This is a genomic window from Rhodococcus sp. ENV425 (assembly GCF_002887785.1).
Classification (GTDB): domain Bacteria; phylum Actinomycetota; class Actinomycetes; order Mycobacteriales; family Mycobacteriaceae; genus Rhodococcus; species Rhodococcus aetherivorans.
In genome coordinates this window covers 1-17,260 of sequence record NZ_PCZU01000059.1, presented here as the reverse complement: position 1 = coordinate 17,260, position 17,260 = coordinate 1, and the positions used below count along the sequence as shown (strand labels likewise).

The following is a 17,260-nucleotide window of genomic DNA, read 5'->3' as shown; positions in this document are numbered from 1 at the left end:
GCAGGGCGCGGCCCTGCACCACGGCACCGGACCCGAGCAGCCCGGTGGCTGCGAGCAGTGACACGCTCTTGCCCGATCCGGACTCACCCACGATCCCGAGCGTCCGGCCCGCCTCGACCGCGAACGACACGTTCCGCACCGCGGTTCCGGACCGGAACGACACGGTGAGGTTCTCGACGCTCAACACGGACATGTCAGGCTCCGGGCCGGATCGCGATGTTGGTGAAGTCCGCCTGGGCCGGGAGCGACGCCCACGTCCAGTTGGTCACGCGATCGGACGAGATGAGGTTCTTGCGCTTTTCGAACAGCGGAATCCACGGCAGGTCGGTGGAGACGACCCGATCGGCCTCCGCCCAGATCGGCCCGGGGTCGACGGACGGGAAGGCCTGCCGGGCGAGTTCGTTGAGCCGATCGTTGCTGTAGCAGATGGCGTTGACGTTGCCCTTGCCGCACGGCGACGCCTCGGAGTTCAGCCAGCCGCCGAGCAGCATCCGGGTCGAGCGGCCCTGCCAGTCTGGGGTGAACGAACCGCTCAGGGCCACGTCGTAGCGGCTGCCGGGGTCCTGCAGGTAGGCCGAGTACTCGGTGCCGGGAAGTGCGGTGAGGTTCAGGGTGATGCCGGCCGCTGCCACGTCTTCCTTCAGGGTGACCGCGATGCTCTCGAACTGCACGGTAGACCGGTAGACCGCGTCGAGGGTGAGGCCGTCGGGATATCCGGCCTCGGCCAGCAGTTGCCGCGCCTTGGCCGGGTCACCCTTGCTCCCCGGCGTCGCATACGGGTCGAACGGCTCGTGTCCGAGCAGGGTGGAGGTGACGATCTGACCGTTCGGCTTCGCGGCGATCGGGCCACCCTGTCCCTGAACGAGATTCGCCTTGTCGACGGCATAGGCCAGGGCCTGCCGCACTCGTGGGTCTCGCAGCGCGGTGGCGCCGGGGAACGTCGCCTCGGGCTTGGCGTTGAGCACGATGAAGTTGGCCGCGCCGCTGTCGGAGGTGTGCAGGTTGGGATTGTTCGTCGATGCGTACTGGTTCAGCACGGCGCGTGGCGGGACGTCCATGTACAGGGTGAGGTCCGCCTCGCCCGACTGCACCTTCTGCACCACGCTGTCCTCGCTGTTGGCCGTGAAGTCGATCGCGATCTCGTCGACGTAGGCTTTGCGGGCCGGATCGGCGTCGTGGTTGTACCCCTCGACCTTCTTCAGGATCAACTGCTGGCCCGGCTGGTACGTGTCGATCCGGTACGGGCCGGACGACGGGAAGTTCTGCCGGAACTCGAGCGAGTCGCCGAAGTACTTCGACGCGACCTCCGGCGGTAGCGGAGTTACGAAGTTCATGGTGAGGATGTCGAGGAAATCGTACGACTTGGCCGGCGCGGTGATGACCAGTGTCTTGTCGTCGAGGGCACGCACGCCCGAGATGTCGTGCGTGTCGATGAACCGCTTGGACGCGGCGAGGTCCCCGGTGGGCTCCTTCGCGAACTCGCTGCAGAACTGCGTGAAGCCCTCGAAGATCAGGTGGAAGTAGTTGACGGCCGCCACCTGCTTGTTCGGGTCGCAGAACCTCTCGATCGCGTAGACGAAGTCGCCGGCGACGATCTCGCGGGTCGAAGACCCCGAGTAGGTGATGCCGTCGCGCAGGTGGAAGGTGTAGGTCCGGCCGTCCTCGCTCACGTCCCAGGACTCGGCGAGGTCGGGGGTGAGTTCGGTATCGTCCTTCAGTTCGTTCGCCGAGCCGGGGAACGTCACGAGCTGCCGGGTGATGGCGCGCTGCACGGCCCAGGCGTTCGTGTCGTACCCGGTCAGGGGATCGAGCGAGTCCATGTCGGAGGCCAGCGACGCGATCCGCAGCGTTCCGCCGGCGACGATGTCGCCGTCGGCGGCGCGGTTCGCCGGGGCGGTGCCGGTGCAGGCAGCGACAAGCACTGCAGCGAGCGCGGTGACGGCGATGCCAGCGCCACGCAGGGTGCGTGACGCCGGTCGGCGGGGTGTTCTCACAGGTGTCCTTCGGTGTAGCGGGCGGGAGTACGGTGGGGATCTCAGAAATTCGTCCCGGCGAACGCCGCCAGGTCGGTTCCGAAGCTCCGGTCGGCCGAGGCAATCGCGCCGGCGGAACGGGCCCGGACTGTTCCGGATGCGGCGAGCTGGTGCCATCGCACGCCACCGAGGAGCGCGCCGCTCAACGTCGCGACATCGGTTTCGAGATCGACGTCCGGTTCGATGCGGTGCGCGACTGTCTCCACGTCCCCTCCGGAGACGCGATATGTCCCGGTGTTTGCGGGGAGGAGGTGGTCGTGGACGCCGATGACGAGGGTCTCGCCGCCGGCATACGCACGAGCGCCGAGCGCCGTCCCGACATCGAGAATCCTCAGCCAGGTCTCGTCCCTGAGCCCGGTTGTCCGGGCCCCTCTCGGATCGGTGAGCAGCCACGGCAGCGACGAGTCGACCGGAAGGGTCGGGAAGATGATCCGGTCGACGAGATCGAGGTTCCAGAGGAACCGGACGATGCCGACGAACGTGTCTCGCGACGGAGCGTGAAGGTCGTCGACGACGACTGTGCGCTCGGTGCCGCCGAACCAGGCCTCCGTACCGATCGGGTGGTAGCGGACGAAGCCGGTCTCGGAGCCCTCGGATCCGGCGAGAGCGACGTAGGCGGGCCCCTGCGCGGTGGCCGCCCTCATCTCCTGGGCCGCCCACCACACCGGTGGTCTGGTGATCGCTCCTGGGCGCGGGTCCGCGTTGCGTGCATGGATACCGGGCAGAACGTCCCACGCGCCGGCCGGGTCGACGAGACGTACCCGATCACCGGCCGGGTCATCGGAGCGTAGGGCACCGCGGCGGGTGTCCACCTCGACGGCGGCCGCCCGGCTGGCGATCCCGTAGCCGTACCGGCCGTAGATCGTCGCCTCGGACGCGCGGAGCGTCGCGACGACCTCGCCGCCGGCACGGGCGTCCCCCAGCTGGCGCTGCAGTAGTCGCGAGACGATCCCGCGTCGGGTGTGGGTGGGGAGCACGCCGACGTGGGTGACTGCCGCGTGGGCGACCGTCCGCCCGCCCGGCAACGTCAACGAACTCGCCGCGGAGTCCACGGTGCCGACGAGCTGTCCCGCCACGTAAGCACCGAGGGTCCGGCCGGGCTCGAAGATCTTTCCGACGGTGCCGGGCGGCAGCGGATCGAACGACGGTAGGCCCACCATGGCGGTTCGGAAGACGTCGAAGGCACCGGTCAGATCCTGTTCATCGACCAGGACTCGAATGTCGACCTCGAGACCGGAGTGATCGGTTGGCTGCGGGGGCATGGCGTATTCCTGTCGTACGGGCGGCAGGCGTACCAGGAAGCGGTGCGCCTGCAGGATTGGGTGTCGGCGTCTCCGGATGCGTCACACCCGTCGCACACCGTACGACGGTCGTCGCCACCGACACACCTCGATTCACGGTGCCCGGTGTGCGATGAACGATCAACCTTTATGTGCGTCACTGATTTTTACCCTCGCGACTGCGGCGAACACGGGGTGGAGCGCACAAAAAATCACGGTGAGTGCAATCGGTGCCGACCGGGGATTTGCCCGGATACGGTGGACCGGTCGTTGCTTGTTTGTTGAAACGAAAGTGTGTGCCAGTGCGCAAAAGGAACCGTCTCGCCGCCGTGGCGGCGGGATTGACTGTGGTGTGGCTCGTCGCGGGCTGCGCATCCGGTGGTGCGGCGGGCGGCGACTCGAGCGAAAGTCTCAGCGATGGTGGTGATTTCGTCACCGGGCTGTATCTCGAACCGCGGGGCCTGGATCCGCACCGGCAGGTGTTCTGGGAGACGTATCGGGTCTCCCGCAACATCTTCGAGCCGCTCGTTGGCGAGGATCTCACCCGGGCCGAGGGTACGCCCGACCTCGTGCCGGTGCTCGCCACGAGCTGGGAGCACAGCGGGGACGGACGAACCTGGACCTTCCGGTTGCGCGACGGCGTCACCTTCCACGACGGCACCTCGTTCGACGCCGAGGCGTTGCACAAGAACGTCCGCCGGGTCTGGGACCGCTCCTACGAGTTCTTCGACGAGGAGAGCGCGGGCCGGGTCAAGGTGTGGTTCGGCGGCCTGCTGAAGGCGGCTCCCACCGGCGAGCACACGTACACCTTCGAATTCGAGCGCCCCTTCCTGGGCTTCCCGCGCATCCTCGCGCAGTCGATGTACACCCTTCCCGTCGGCAACCCGGCGATCTGGGAACGGTACGGAAACGACGGCTTCGCGGAACATCCGGAAGGCACCGGGCCGTACCGCTTCGTCTCCCGCGCCATCGGCGATCGCATCGTCCTCGAGCGCAACGACGGCTACTGGGGCGAGCGACCGCATCTCGACTCGCTCACCTTCCGCATCATCCCGAACAACCAGACCCGGGTGGCGTCCCTCCTGGGCGGCGAGGTCGACCTCATCAGTTATGTCCAGCCCGACGACGTGGAGACGCTTGAGAACGCCGGCCTCCACGTACCGGAAGGCACTGGGGCGGAACTGATCTACTTCTCGTTCAACCGGCGCAACCCGGTTTTCGACGACGACCGCGTGCGGCAGGCACTCGTCCACGGGCTCGACCGTCAGGCGCTCGCGGACGAGGTGTACAACGGCTATGCCGCGCCTCAGTACTCCTTCCTCCCGCCCGGTAACGAGGCGTACCGCGCCGACGTGAAGGACTTCGAGTACGACCCGGATCGGGCTCGGCAGCTCCTCGCCGAAGCCGGTTACGGGCCCGGCCAGCTGCGGTTCAACCTCGTCATCGACGTCGCCAACGAGAACGTCGGCCAGTGGCTGCAGGCGCACCTGAAAGAGATCGGTGTCGAGGCCGACGTGGTGAGCCTGGACCGAGTGAACTACTCTGCCCGCGTCTACAATCCGCAACCGGGCGACGGACTGAACATCGACGAGTTCGGCGAGACCGACGCGGAGTGGCTGTACAACGGCTTCAACGGCCTCGTCAACCGCGGCCTGAAGCCGGAGCAGTACCCGGAGGTCACGCAGGCGATCGAGACCGCGCTCTACACCGCCGAGCCCGACCGGCGAATCGCCCTGTGGCAGAAGGCGGAGGAGGAGCTGCGCCGGCGCGCGCTGGTCATCCCGGCCGTCAATCTGAACCGGTACTACGCGACGGGTCCGAACGTCGAAGGGTTCACGTTCGCGTCCACCAACTGGTACGACCTGTCGAACGTCTGGCTCACGGACATCCGATGAGCCGGTTCCGACGGATCGGATTCCGAGTCGCCAACATCGTCCCGATTCTGCTGATCGTGTCGCTGCTCGCCTTCCTGCTGGGCGCGCTGACGCCCGGAGACCCCGTCGAAGCGCAGTTCGCGTCGAGATTCCCGGCGGAACAGCTCGCGGAGATCCGGGCCACCTACGGCCTCGACCGGCCGTTGTGGGAGCAGTACTTCGTGTGGTTGAAGAACCTGCTCGTCGACGGCGGCGGGCTGTCCCTCACCCTGGGCACCCCCGTGTTCGACATTCTGGTCCCCAATTTCGTGAACACCCTGATCCTCACCGCGGCGGGGGCGGTCGTCTGCGTGGTAGTGGGGACCTCGATCGGGTTGCTCGCGGGCATATTTCACGGAACCTGGATCGACCGCACGGTCATGCTGCTCGTGCAGATCGGCAGCAACCTGTCGGTGTACTGGTTCGGTCTCGTCCTGATCAGCGTGTTCGCGCTGCAGCTGCGCTGGCTGCCGGTGGGTGGAATGGAGTCGCGCGGTGGCGGAGGACTCGCCGATCTTCTGCAGCACCTGGTGCTGCCGGCGGTGTCGGCAGCGTTGATCTCGATGCTGGTGCTTGCCCGGTTCGTGCGTATCGGGGTGATCCGGGAGAGGTCGTCGGACTGGTTCCGGACGTTTCTTTCCCAAGGCATTCCTACGCGAAAGCTGTATGGGAAGAACGTCTTCCGGAATATTCTGCCGAGCGTCGTGAATATCACGGGACTCGAGATCGGCACCCTGATCACCGGTGTGTTCTTCGTCGAGATCGTCTTCAATTGGCCCGGCATCGGTACGCAGCTGGTCAATGCGGTCAACGGTAAGGACTACCCGGTGATCCAGGGCGGGATCGTGCTCGTCGCACTGTGCTACCTCCTCGTCAACCTGATCACGGACCTGATCGTGGACGGCTTGAACCCCCGCCTGAAAGGCGCATGATGGCAACATTGCTCGAGGAGCGAGACACCACCGATCTTCCGGACCCCGCCCGCGTCGGTCGCCGACGTCATCGCATCCAGTTCATCGTCGCGGTGATCCTGATCGGACTCGTCGTGGTGTGCTCGCTGCTGGCACCGATACTGGCGCCGTACGATCCCGTCCTCACCGACTCCGCCGCGAAGTTCCTGCCGCCGGGAAGCCCCGGCCACCTGCTGGGCACCGACGAACTCGGACGGGATCTGCTGAGCCGGCTGCTGTGGGGCGGTCGCACGTCCCTGGTGCTCGCCGTGCTGGCGGTCGTGTTGGCGGCGGTGGTGGGCTCCGCGGCGGCGCTCGCGGCGGGCTTTGCGGGCCCGCGCGCGTCGGGGGTGATCATGCGGATCGTCGACGTGTTGTTCGCGTTCCCCGTCATTCTCGTCGCGATCGCCCTGGCCGCGTTGCTCAGCCCGGGTCCGGGCGTGGTGGTGCTCGCGATCCTGTTCGCGGTCGTGCCCTACGTCACGCGTGTGGTGTTCGCGGAGGTCAAGCAGCAGCATGGCAAGGAGTACGTCGAGGCCGCGATCTCACTCGGCGCCGGGCGTTGGTCGCTGATGCTGCGAGAGGTCCTGCCGAACGTCGCGGGCCCGATCGTCGTGTACGCCACGGGCCTCGTGGGCGCGATGGTGGTGTTTTCCGCGAGCCTCAGCGCGGTCGGAATCGGCGTGCAGCCACCCGAACCGGACTGGGGCCAGATGATTGCCTCCGGAGCGAAGGTGATCATCTCGGGGCACCTGTACGTCGCACTGATCCCCGGCGTGACGGTCCTCGTGGTCGCCCTGGCCTTCAACTGGCTCGGTGACGGCCTGCACGACGTGTTCAGCCCGCGAGTGCGGAGAGGAACCCGGTGATGACCAGCCTGTACGGAACCGACCTGCGCACACCGCCGACGCCCGCCGCGCCCGTTGCGGTCCTCGAGGTCCGGGGCCTGAACATCCGCTTCCCCGGCGATCCCGCCGACGCCCCCACGGTCGGCGACGTGTCATTCGCCATCAGAGAGGGACAGGTGCTCGCCCTCGTCGGCGAATCCGGCTCGGGCAAGAGTCTGACGGCCGCGGCACTTCTCGGTCTCCTTCCACCGGGGGCACACCTTGCCGGAGGCTCGATCCGGTTCCGCGGCGGCACCGACGCCCCCGTGGACCTCGCCGGCCTGCCCGAGCGGCGCCTCAACGCCTTCCGCGGGTCCGGCATCGGAATGGTGTTCCAGAATCCGCTGAGCTCGCTGGACCCGTCCTTCCGGGTCGGCAGTCAGCTCGACGAGGTTCTCGCCCGTCATCGACCGCGCACGCGGCGAGCGGAGCGGCGGAAGCTGAGCGCGGAGTGGCTGCGCCGCGTCGGGTTCGACGACCCGGACCGTGTACTCGACGCCTATCCGCACGAGCTCAGCGGCGGCATGCGGCAGCGAGTCATGATCGCGCTGGCCGGCCTCGCCGGGCCCGCGCTGCTGATCGCGGACGAACCGACCACCGCGCTCGACACCGTCGTGCAGCGGCAGGTCCTGGACCTGCTACGGGATGTGGCGCGCACGACCGGAGCGTCCCTGCTGCTCATCACGCACGACTTCGACGTGGTCGAGTATCTCGCGGACACCGTGGTGGTGCTGCGGGGCGGCGCAGTGGTGGAGTCCGGTCCGCGGGACACGGTGCTCTCGTCACCCCGCGACCCCTACACCCGAGAACTGCTCGCGGCGGTGCCCCGGCTCGGCAAGCGCCGTGCCCTGCCCCGCTGGCACGGACCACGCTCGTTGACCTCGCCCGGCGGCTCCGGTCCCGTACCTGTCGTGGAGGGCACGGATCCCGGTTCCGGGCCTGCCGTCCTGAAGCTCGACCACGTCACGAGGACGTTCACCGCCGGTGGCTGGGGGACCGGTACCCCCCGCCGCCGGTTCGTCGCGGTCGAGGACGTGTCGCTCGAGATCCGGTCGGGAGAGATCTACGGTCTCATCGGCTCCTCCGGCTCGGGCAAGTCCACCCTCGCCCGCCTGATGGGCGGCCTGCTCGACGTGACCGGCGGCTCGGTGGAGTTCCAGGGTCGTCGGATCGCGGGTGCAGATCGGCACACCCTGCGCGACATCCGTCCACGGCTGCAATATGTGTTCCAGGACCCGCTCGGCTCGCTCAATCCGAGCATTCGGGTCGGCGAGCAGATCGCCCGGCCGTTGCGGCGATTCGGCTGCATTCCCGACGGGGGCCGAGCAACGAACCTCGTCGTCGAAGCACTCGAACTGGTCGGACTGCCCGCCGAGTTCGCCGACCGGTACCCGCATTCCCTGTCCGGCGGGCAGGCACAACGGGTGTGCATCGCGCGAGCGCTCGCTCCGGCCCCGGAACTGCTGATCCTCGACGAGCCAACGTCCGCCCTGGACGTGTCCACGCAGGCTGGCGTCGTCGACCTGATCCTGGAACTACGCGAACGGCTCGACCTGACCTGTGTCTTCATCGGACACGGTCTGGGGCTCGTCGAATGGACTTGTGACCGCATCGGCGTGATGTCCCACGGACGCCTCGTCGACACCTTCCCGACCGAAGACCTGCACGACGCCGACAGATCGCCGGCCGTCCGTGAGCTGCTGAACGCCGATCTCGGCGCACGAAAGGTACGAATTTCATGACAGGACGTGATGCACCGGGCCGGACGCCGGTCGTTGCAGTGGGCCTCACCGGTGACGAGGCGAGTCGCCTTCTCGACGATCGCGAATCTCTCGATCGATGGTCCACGAGCGGTGCGGCATTCGGGGTGGTAGGGATCGATCGGATCACCCGGACACCACCCGCGGACCGAACGGCCGAGACTCCGCGCCCGACGGACATGGACCCGAGCATCGTCGCGACAGCGCTGGCCACCGGGGGTGGCCCGCCGCTGGTGGTCGCCGGCGCCGCGCACCACGACCTGCCCTATAACCTTGCGCGAAGGGTACTTTCGCTCGATCACCTCACGCACGGGCGGGCTGGACTGCTCCTCGGGCACCGAGATGCACGTGGTCACGGGCACAGCGCCTGGGGTGCTGTGGGGCTGAACGACGGTGCCGAGCTGGGTGCGGCCACCGCGGCCGACACGGCTCTCGCGATCGCCGAACTGTGGCAGAGCTGGCCACTCGACAGCGTGATCGCCGACAAGGACTCGGGCGTCCTCGTCCGCTCCGATCGGATCGTGCGCATCGACCACCACGGCGTCGTCGACATCGCAGGACCGTTGAGCGTGCCCAGCTCGCCACAGGGTGCGCCCGTCCTCGCGTGGTATGCCGACGATCCGGAATTGGTCGCGGCGGCTCCCGCCGCGGCCGATCTCGTCGTTCTCGGCGGATTCCCGGACGCCGCGAGCGTGGCCGCTGCCGCGTCCGGCCGCACGGGCCTGCTGGTGGAGGTCCCTGTCGCGGGAGTGCCGCGGCACGACGAGGTGATCACCGCGGTCGAAGAGTCGATCGCCGCCGGCGCCGACGGGGTGCTGCTCCGGTCGGCCGAGCCCGCCGAAGCTGCCGAGAGCGTGCTGCACCTGCTGGACCGAGCACTCGCCGTGCTGACCGCGGTGGACGGCACCGGCCGCGGAGATCGCGACGTGACGCTGCGCGCCACCCTCGGCCTCGCGCCACCCGCCCAGCTCCTCGCGCAAGCCCAGCCGGCGTTCGCGGCGCCGACGACGAGCGTCTACCGCTGACGCGCGTCGCCCCAGACCAATCCAGAAAGTGAACATCATGGCCGCACCCACCTCCACCGACATCCGGTCGCTGCTTGCCCGCCCCGCTGCGGAGTTCGGCACGCTCGCCGCGACCTACCGGCCCGTTTTCGCGCGGATCGCGGAAGGAAACCTCGCACGGGAACGCGCCCGTGAGTTCCCGCACGAACAGGTGCGCTGGCTGATCGACGCGGGATTCTCGCGGCTGCGGATCCCGCGTGAGCTCGGCGGCGACGGGGCATCGCTGCAGCAGGTCTTCCTGCTGCTCGCCGAACTCGCCGAAGCAGACCCCAACGTCTCCCATGTCTTCCGCAACCATCTTGCGTTCGTCGAGGATCGGTTGAATGCGCCGGACCATCCCGCCACCGAGGTCTGGCTCGAGCGATTCCGCCGGGGCGAGTTCGTCGGCGGCGGGTGGACGGAGGCGAGCAACGCGAGCTTCGGCGAGATTGCCACCCGCATCACCACCTCCGACGGCGTCACCCGCATCACCGGCAACAAGTTCTACGCGACCGGCAGTCTCTACGCGGACTGGCTCGACGTCATCGGCCGCGACGACAACGACGAACTCGTCACGGTCCTCGTGCCCCGCACTCAACCCGGCGTCACTCTGGTCGACGACTGGGAGGGCTTCGGCCAGCAGACCACCGCGAGCGGATCGGCCCGCTACCAGGACGCCGAGGTCGACGAGCACGGCATCTTCCCCGCCCAGGACCGCTTCGCCTACCAGGGGCTCTTCTACCAGACGGCGCTGCTGTCGGTGCTCGTCGGTATTGCCCGAGCAGCCTTCCGAGACGGCACTGCGGCGTTGCGGCGCCGCACGCGCAACTACCCTCTCGGCGTGGACCAGGCGCCTCCGCAGGACCCGCTACTGCAGCAGCGCATCGGTTTCCTCGCGACGCGTGTGTTCCAGGCCGACGCGGCCCTGGAAAAGCAGGCCGCCACGCTCGACGCGGTGGCACGGGCCCACGCGCTTGGCGACGACGAGACGGAGAAGGTCGCGCTGGTGCAGGCGACCGTCCGCACGCACGAGGCCCAGTCGGTCGTCGTCGACTCGGCGCTCGAGGTGACGACGACCGTCTTCGATGCGCTGGGTGCCTCTGCGACGGCGGTTCCGCTGGCGCTGGACCGGCACTGGCGCAACGCCCGGACGCTCGCCTCCCACAACCCGCGGGTGTTCAAGGAGCGCGTGCTCGGTGACTTCTACGTCAACGGCACGGTGCCGGCGGGCGGTTCGAACCCGTACGCCCGCCCGCAGGGACAGGGGGTCTAGCTCGATGGGGAACCGACGAGACGGTCATGTGATCCTCGGCGTGAATGTCCTCGTCTACGGGTACATTCCGTCGGCCTGGCGCTCGCCCCTGCTGGGAGCGCGGGACTTCCTCGAGCCGGCGTACTGGGAGCGCATCGGTCGGCTCGCCGAACGCGCCACACTGGACGCCGTGTTCCTGGCCGACGCGCTGGGGCTGGGGGATCCCGCGTACGACGCCAACCCGATCCGGCTCGATCCGACCGTCCTGTGGGCGCACGTCGCGCAGGCCACCGAACGGGTCGGTCTCATCGCCACCGCGTCCACCACGTTCAACGATCCAGTCGAGCTCGCGAGTCGCATTCTCACGCTCGATCACGTGTCCCGGGGCAGAGCCGGCTGGAACCTGGTGACCACCCGGGACGACCGCTCGGCCGCGAACTTCGGACTGTCACGGGTCGTGCCGCGCTCCGAACGGTACGACCGCGGTGCGGAGTTCGCGGAGCTGGTGCAGCGACTGTGGTCCGCTGCGGGAACCGGCGAAACGGTGCGATACGACGGGAGGTACTTCGGATACGACGGCGATTTCGTCGCCCCCGCCTCGCCGCAGGGCCGGCCGGTGCTCTTCCAGGCCGGCGGCTCGCCCGGCGGCCGTGACATCGCCTCGCGCTTCGCCGACGGCGTGTTCGCGGCGGAGATCACCCAGGAGACGGCACGGGAGCACTATCGGCAGGTCAAGGCCGATGCGGTCAGGCACGGGCGCGCGCCGGGCGACGTGAAGATTCTGCCCGGTCTGCTGCTGACTCTCGGTTCGACGGAGGAGGAAGCGCGCCGGCGGGTCGACGAGTTGTACGAGACCAGCCCGGGCTGGTACTCCGCGGCGTGGCTGTCGCACGCGATCGGTGTCGACGTCGCCAAGCTCGAGCTGGACGAGAAGTTCCCCGACGACGTCCTGCGGGGACCGGTGGACACCGACCTCTTCCAGGGAAGTATCGGATTCCGGGAGTCCATCCTCGAACAGATCCGGCAGACCCAGCCGACGGTCCGTGAGTACCTGCGCGAAACTCGATACACCGGCTCCGGGCACGGCGGGTTCGTCGGGACTCCGGAGCAGCTCGTCGACCGCATCGAGGAGTGGTATCTCGGCGGTGCGTGCGACGGGTTCAACCTGCAGCCGGACATCCTGACGGACGGGTTGGAGGTCATCGCGGACGAGGTGGTACCACGGCTTCGGTCGCGCGGTCTGTACCGCACCGAGTACGAGACGGAAACGCTGCGCGGGCACTTCGAGGCAGCGGAACCGGCCCACCGTGCCGCCCTGCACGCGGCGATCTGACGCGGCGGGGCGCCTCCGGTGGTCGCTGCGGCTCAACCCAGCCGCAGCGACCACCGGCCCCCGCGTCCGTGCAGCCGGACCTGTGCGAGCGGGCGCACGTCGATCCGCCAGAATCCTGCCGGGGGCGCGCCGAGGGCGTACACCGTCGCGGCGCGGATCACGGCCGGGTGGGTCACCGCGACGACCCGGCCCGGCGCCAGCTCGTCGAGCCACCGCGCCACCCGTTCGGTCAGCTCCGCGATCGACTCGCCGCCGTGCGGCGCCGCGTGCGGGTCGGTGAGCCACTGCTGCAGGCTCTCGGCCGGCACCTCGTCCATCGCCCGCCCCGCCCAGTTGCCGTAGTCCAGGTCCCGCAGCGCCCGATCGACCGCGGCCGTCGTGCCCAGCGCGGCCGCAGTCTCGACGGCCCGTCGCTCCGGCGCCGCGACGACGCGGTCGGCCACCGGCGCGACCGCCCGCTCCAGTTCTCGTCGGCCGCGTTGCGACAGCGGCTCGTCGGCGGGGAACCGGACGGCGCGCTGCGCCTCCGTCGAGGCATGGGCCAGAAGGACGAGGCGAACCACGGCGGTCATCGAATCACAACCGCCGGGGGTGTCGCCTTGACAGGGGCGGGCTCACGGTGCGACTGTTCCTGCGTCACACGTGCCGAGGTGCAGGCAATCCGGTGCAAGTCCGGAGCGGTCGCGCCACTGTGACCGGGCGACCCGCCCGGGAGTCAGAAAACTGTCTCGGCGCATGGATTTTCGACGGGACGCGTTATCCCAGGAGGATGCCATGGCTACTGTCCACACCCCCGAGTCCACGATGGGCTCCGCTGCGCTGGCCGCCGCGATCACCGCCGTCGTGCTGCTCGCCTTCGTCACCCTCTACCTGGTCGGCTTCGATCAGGGCGCGATCTCGCGCACCGGCATGTTCATGCATGAGCTGATGCACGACGGCCGGCACCTGCTCGGCCTGCCGTGCCACTGAGGCCGGGGGCCGGCGTGTCACTGAGGCCGGGGGCCGGCGTGTCACCGAGGCCGGGGGCCGGCATGTCACCGAGGCCGGGGGCCGGCGTCTCGTCGCACCCGGACGCTGCCGTGTCGGCAGGCGTCCCGCTGACCGGCCCCTACACCCGGATCCTGCTGCGCGGCCTGCTGGCCGGCCTGATTGCCGGCCTGCTCGCCGGCGCCGTCGCCTTCGTGGTCGGCGAGCCGCACATCGAGGCCGCGATCGCGCTGGAGGAGGCCGCCGCGACGCACGCGGCCACCGAGGCGCACTCCCACACGCACGAGGCCGCGTCCGCCGGTCACAGCCACGGCGAGGACGCCCTCGTCAGCCGCACCGGGCAGAAGGTGGGCCTGATCCTCGCCACCACCCTCGCCGGTCTGGCGCTCGGCGCGCTGTTCGCGTCGGTGCTGCACTTCGCCCGGCGCCACACCACGCTGTCGGGTCCCGCTCTCGGACTGCTCGGCGCCGGAGCGGGATGGCTCGCGATCGAAGCGGTGCCGTTCCTGAAGTACCCGGCCAACCCGCCGGCGGTGGGGGACCCGGACACCATCGACCAGCGCACCCTCCTGTGGGTCGCGGCGGTCGTGCTCGGCCTCGTCGCGCTCGCGGTGGCGGTGGCCGCCGCGAAGGCGCTCGCCCGTCAGGAGCTGCGTACCGTCCGGCTCGCCGGACCGGTCCTGGCGTTCCTCGTCGTGGTCGGTCTCGGGTATGCGGTGCTGCCGACGATCGACGAGGTCGGCACGGGCTTTCCGGCCACGCTGCTGTGGGACTTCCGCGTTGCGTCGGTGATCGTTCAGACCACCCTGTGGTTCGCCCTGGGCGTGGCGTTCGCGTTCCTCACCGAACGCGCCGATCGTCGCGTGCCCGTCCGCGTGGCGTAGCCGTCGTGGGACAGGGCCTGCTCGTCGCCGGAACCACCTCGGACGCCGGGAAATCCGTGGTGACCACCGGGATCTGCCGGGCCCTGGCCCGCCGTGGGTTGTCGGTCGCGCCGTTCAAGGCGCAGAACATGTCCAACAACTCCATGGTGGCCGTCGACCCGGTCACCGGCGACGGCGTGGAAATCGGCCGCGCGCAGTGGATCCAGGCGGTGGCGGCGCGCGCCGTACCCGAGGCCGCGATGAATCCGGTGCTGCTCAAACCCGGCAGCGACCGCCGCAGTCACGTCGTCGTGCTCGGCCGGCCCGCCGGTCACCTCGAGGCCGGCGAGTTCGCCGGCGGCCGAAAGCACCTCGCCGAGGCCGCCTTCGGTGCGCTCGACGACCTGCGGGACCGGTTCGACGTGGTGGTCTGCGAGGGTGCCGGCAGCGCCGCCGAGATCAACCTGCGGGCCCACGACTACGTGAACATGGGCCTGGCCCGGCACGGCGACCTGCCGACCGTGCTCGTCGGCGACATCGATCGCGGCGGGGTGTTCGCCGCCATGTACGGCACGCTCGCCCTGCTGGATGCGTCCGATCAGGCCCTCGTCCGCGGCTTCGTGATCAACAAGTTCCGTGGAGACCTCGGGCTGTTGCGTCCCGGTCTCGAGTCGCTCGAAAAGCTCACGGGCCGGCCCGTGCTCGGCGTCCTGCCCTGGCAGCGCGGCCTGTGGCTCGACTCGGAGGACTCGCTCGCCCTGTCGTCGCGCCCGGCCCACGACGGCGCCGGGTCGCTCACCGTCGCGGTGGTGATGCTGCCGCGGATCAGCAACTTCACCGACGTCGACGCGCTGTGCCTCGAACCGGACGTGCGGCTGCGGTTCGTCGACGATCCGCGCGCCCTCGCCGGCGCCGACGTGGTGATCCTGCCCGGCACCCGCGCCACCCTCGCGGACCTCGCGTGGCTGCGCGGCCGCGGCCTCGACACCGCCGTCGCCGACCACGCCCGTCGCGGGGGCGTGGTGCTCGGGATCTGCGGCGGCTTCCAGATGCTCGGCCGGCGGATCTCCGATCCGCACGGCGTCGAGGGCACCCCCGGGGCGTGCGTGGACGGGCTCGGACTGCTGGACGTGCACACCCGTTTCGAACCGGAGAAGGTGCTGCGGCTGCCGGCCGGGTCGGCGCTCGGGGTGCCGGCCTCCGGGTACGAGATCCACCACGGCCGCATCTCCCGCGGCGGCGACGAGGAGTTCCTCGGCGGCGCCCGGGCGGGAACGGTGTTCGGCACCATGTGGCACGGGAGCCTCGAGGGCGACGCCCTGCGCACGGCGTGGCTCCGCGAGGCGGCCGCCCTCACCGGGCGCGACCTCGCCACCGGCACCGTCGGCTTCCACGCCGCCCGCGAGGCGCGCCTCGAGGTGCTCGCGGACATGGTCGAGGAGCACCTCGACGTCGGCGCCCTGCTCGGGATGCTCGGGGCTCGGCCGGTGCTGCCCACACTGACGGGCGGCCTGGCGTGACCGTCCTCATCCTCGGCGGCACCGGCGAGGCGCGGGCGCTCGCCGCCGGCCTGGACACCGCGGGGGTGGCGTACGTGTCGTCGCTCGCGGGACGGGGGCGCAACCCGCGCCTGCCGGTCGGCGACGTGCGGATCGGCGGTTTCGGCGGCATCGACGGACTGCGGGAGTATCTGCGCGGCAACGGTATCCGCAGGGTGGTCGACGCCACGCACCCGTTCGCCGCGCGGATCAGCGGTAACGCCGCGGCCGCCTGCGCGGCGACCGGGGTGCCGCTGCTGCGTCTGGCGCGGCCGGGCTGGACCGGCACCGGCGACTGGACGTGGGTCGACGACCACGATGCGGCCGCCGCGGTGGCCGCCCGGGGGGCGAGCGTGTTCCTGAGCACGGGCCGCCAGACCCTCGATCGCTTTCTCGGGCCGCTCGCGCGGCACCGCGTCCTGGTGCGGGTGGTCGAGCCGCTGGACCTGGACGTGCCGGACTCCTGGACGGTGCTGCTGGCCCGCGGCCCCTACACCGTCGACGGCGAGCGTGCGCTGCTCGCCGGCCACGGGGTGGACGTGCTCGTCACCAAGGACTCCGGCGGGGACCTCACGCGCGCCAAGCTCGACGCGGCGGCCGAACTCGGGGTGCGGGGGGTCGTCGTGCGCCGCCCGCCGTCGCCGGCGGGCGTGCCGACGGTGGCGACGGTCGCGGACGCCGTCGCGTGGGCGACGGATTCCTGCGCGAATTAGTCGTCCGTGCACGCAATGTCGTGTGCAGACGACCGGGAACCGCGCGGGTCCGCGATCTCAGACCTGCGGGCCCTCGGTGCGCAGGTCGTCGACCTTGCGCATCGCCTCGCGGAGCTCGGCGAGCCACTGCTCGCTGTGCTGCCCCACGAGCTGGACGCACCAGGCGAGCGCGTCGGAGCGCGAGCGGGCGACGCCGGCGTCGACGAGGGTGTCGAGGACCTTGCGCTCGGGCTGGCGCAACCGGGTCATCACCGGAACGGCCAAGTGGGTGAACAGCACTCGACGCTCGCCGAGCGTGACACCCCACGCGACCTTCCGGCCGTAGCGGGCCTCGGCCTCGTCGGCGATGCGCATGCGGTCCGGCCGGGTGGTCTCCCGGAACCGCGCGATGCGCCCGTCGACGGACGCCGGGCCGGTGTCCTCGGGCGGGGGCAGTTCCCCGACGACCACGATCTCCTCGCGGTCGACCTCGATGTCGGCGGGGCCGGTGAACCAGTCGTCGGGCAGGCGTCCGGCGAACCACTCGGCGGCGTCGCTCGCATCGGGGACGTCGGCCTGTTGCCAGCCGCCCGGGCGTCCGAAGCGGGGTCCGTGCATGTGCGGATGGTGTCGCATGTCGTCCTCCTCGGGACGAAGTGCCAATATCACTGATTACAGTGTTACACCGCTTACGTGATTCGCGCCACAACGGTGCTCGCGGACGCGACG

Annotated in this window: 16 protein-coding genes and 1 riboswitch; of the genes, 11 read left to right on the top strand and 5 right to left on the bottom strand. The window is 69.9% G+C overall.

Annotated elements, in window-relative coordinates; all coding sequences use genetic code 11:
- From CQZ88_RS30435 to CQZ88_RS04475, 3 genes are all read right to left on the bottom strand, one after another.
- Positions 1-193: ATP-binding cassette domain-containing protein (locus CQZ88_RS30435; RefSeq protein WP_258008440.1), on the bottom strand; the 193-nt coding region annotated here is incomplete at its 3' end.
- A 1-nt stretch (position 194) separates the two neighbouring features.
- Complete coding sequence (locus CQZ88_RS04480; protein ID WP_102799308.1) at positions 195-1,994, bottom strand: ABC transporter substrate-binding protein; 1,800 nt, start codon at positions 1,992-1,994, stop codon at positions 195-197.
- Positions 1,995-2,035: 41 nt separating this feature from the next.
- Positions 2,036-3,295, bottom strand: a complete 1,260-nt coding sequence (locus CQZ88_RS04475; RefSeq protein ID WP_102799307.1) for a GNAT family N-acetyltransferase — start codon at positions 3,293-3,295, stop codon at positions 2,036-2,038.
- A gap of 320 nt (positions 3,296-3,615) precedes the next feature.
- Here CQZ88_RS04475 and CQZ88_RS04470 point away from each other — a divergent pair, with 320 nt between their 5' ends.
- From CQZ88_RS04470 to CQZ88_RS04440, 7 genes are all read left to right on the top strand, one after another.
- Positions 3,616-5,208 (top strand): ABC transporter substrate-binding protein, encoded by a 1,593-nt coding sequence (locus CQZ88_RS04470; RefSeq protein WP_180986944.1) that lies wholly within the window; start codon positions 3,616-3,618, stop codon positions 5,206-5,208.
- Positions 5,205-6,158: an ABC transporter permease gene (locus CQZ88_RS04465; RefSeq protein ID WP_006945386.1), complete on the top strand. Its 954-nt coding sequence runs from the start codon at positions 5,205-5,207 to the stop codon at positions 6,156-6,158. Before CQZ88_RS04470 ends, CQZ88_RS04465 begins: the two co-directional genes overlap by 4 nt.
- A complete protein-coding gene (locus CQZ88_RS04460; protein ID WP_102799305.1) occupies positions 6,155-7,045 on the top strand; it encodes an ABC transporter permease in 891 nt (296 codons plus the stop codon). The genes CQZ88_RS04465 and CQZ88_RS04460 overlap by 4 nt, the downstream gene beginning before the upstream one ends.
- Positions 7,045-8,805: an ABC transporter ATP-binding protein gene (nikE, locus tag CQZ88_RS04455; RefSeq protein WP_044476453.1), complete on the top strand. Its 1,761-nt coding sequence runs from the start codon at positions 7,045-7,047 to the stop codon at positions 8,803-8,805. The genes CQZ88_RS04460 and nikE overlap by 1 nt, the downstream gene beginning before the upstream one ends.
- A gap of 197 nt (positions 8,806-9,002) precedes the next feature.
- Entirely contained in the window at positions 9,003-9,848 is an 846-nt protein-coding gene (locus tag CQZ88_RS29455) for an LLM class flavin-dependent oxidoreductase (RefSeq protein ID WP_161997168.1), read from the top strand.
- A 37-nt stretch (positions 9,849-9,885) separates the two neighbouring features.
- The gene (locus CQZ88_RS04445) at positions 9,886-11,139 is read left to right on the top strand and encodes an acyl-CoA dehydrogenase family protein (protein ID WP_081637061.1); all 1,254 of its coding nucleotides are present in this window, start codon (positions 9,886-9,888) and stop codon (positions 11,137-11,139) included.
- A 4-nt stretch (positions 11,140-11,143) separates the two neighbouring features.
- On the top strand, positions 11,144-12,451 hold the full coding sequence (locus tag CQZ88_RS04440; protein WP_044476454.1) for an NtaA/DmoA family FMN-dependent monooxygenase: 1,308 nt from the start codon (positions 11,144-11,146) through the stop codon (positions 12,449-12,451).
- 32 nt (positions 12,452-12,483) lie between these two features.
- Here CQZ88_RS04440 and CQZ88_RS04435 read toward each other — a convergent pair whose 3' ends face one another.
- Entirely contained in the window at positions 12,484-13,023 is a 540-nt protein-coding gene (locus CQZ88_RS04435; protein ID WP_072635884.1) for a histidine phosphatase family protein, read from the bottom strand.
- Between the two features lie 86 nt (positions 13,024-13,109).
- Positions 13,110-13,174, top strand: a riboswitch (cobalamin riboswitch).
- 81 nt (positions 13,175-13,255) lie between these two features.
- Between CQZ88_RS04435 and CQZ88_RS04430 the strand changes: the two genes are divergently transcribed.
- From CQZ88_RS04430 to CQZ88_RS04415, 4 genes are all read left to right on the top strand, one after another.
- Positions 13,256-13,420 (top strand): CbtB domain-containing protein, encoded by a 165-nt coding sequence (locus CQZ88_RS04430; protein ID WP_373566487.1) that lies wholly within the window; start codon positions 13,256-13,258, stop codon positions 13,418-13,420.
- Positions 13,421-13,482: 62 nt separating this feature from the next.
- Complete coding sequence (locus CQZ88_RS04425; protein ID WP_102799304.1) at positions 13,483-14,322, top strand: CbtA family protein; 840 nt, start codon at positions 13,483-13,485, stop codon at positions 14,320-14,322.
- A 5-nt stretch (positions 14,323-14,327) separates the two neighbouring features.
- Positions 14,328-15,821: a cobyric acid synthase gene (locus tag CQZ88_RS04420; protein WP_006945396.1), complete on the top strand. Its 1,494-nt coding sequence runs from the start codon at positions 14,328-14,330 to the stop codon at positions 15,819-15,821.
- Entirely contained in the window at positions 15,818-16,552 is a 735-nt protein-coding gene (locus CQZ88_RS04415; protein ID WP_102799303.1) for a cobalt-precorrin-6A reductase, read from the top strand. The genes CQZ88_RS04420 and CQZ88_RS04415 overlap by 4 nt, the downstream gene beginning before the upstream one ends.
- A gap of 57 nt (positions 16,553-16,609) precedes the next feature.
- Here CQZ88_RS04415 and CQZ88_RS04410 read toward each other — a convergent pair whose 3' ends face one another.
- The gene (locus CQZ88_RS04410; RefSeq protein WP_006945398.1) at positions 16,610-17,167 is read right to left on the bottom strand and encodes a hypothetical protein; all 558 of its coding nucleotides are present in this window, start codon (positions 17,165-17,167) and stop codon (positions 16,610-16,612) included.
- Positions 17,168-17,260: the final 93 nt, after the last annotated feature.

Bases quoted from the DNA above. Each gene is read 5' to 3' on its own strand.
- CQZ88_RS04475 (WP_102799307.1), bottom strand. From the start codon at position 3,295: ATGCCCCCGCAGCCAACCGATCACTCCGGTCTCGAGGTCGACATTCGA.
- CQZ88_RS04465 (WP_006945386.1), top strand. From the start codon at position 5,205: ATGAGCCGGTTCCGACGGATCGGATTCCGAGTCGCCAACATCGTCCCG.
- CQZ88_RS04460 (WP_102799305.1), top strand. From the start codon at position 6,155: ATGATGGCAACATTGCTCGAGGAGCGAGACACCACCGATCTTCCGGAC.
- nikE (WP_044476453.1), top strand. From the start codon at position 7,045: ATGACCAGCCTGTACGGAACCGACCTGCGCACACCGCCGACGCCCGCC.
- CQZ88_RS29455 (WP_161997168.1), top strand. From the start codon at position 9,003: ATGGACCCGAGCATCGTCGCGACAGCGCTGGCCACCGGGGGTGGCCCG.
- CQZ88_RS04445 (WP_081637061.1), top strand. From the start codon at position 9,886: ATGGCCGCACCCACCTCCACCGACATCCGGTCGCTGCTTGCCCGCCCC.
- CQZ88_RS04440 (WP_044476454.1), top strand. From the start codon at position 11,144: ATGGGGAACCGACGAGACGGTCATGTGATCCTCGGCGTGAATGTCCTC.
- CQZ88_RS04435 (WP_072635884.1), bottom strand. From the start codon at position 13,023: ATGACCGCCGTGGTTCGCCTCGTCCTTCTGGCCCATGCCTCGACGGAG.
- CQZ88_RS04430 (WP_373566487.1), top strand. From the start codon at position 13,256: ATGGGCTCCGCTGCGCTGGCCGCCGCGATCACCGCCGTCGTGCTGCTC.
- CQZ88_RS04425 (WP_102799304.1), top strand. From the start codon at position 13,483: ATGTCACCGAGGCCGGGGGCCGGCGTCTCGTCGCACCCGGACGCTGCC.
- CQZ88_RS04410 (WP_006945398.1), bottom strand. From the start codon at position 17,167: ATGCGACACCATCCGCACATGCACGGACCCCGCTTCGGACGCCCGGGC.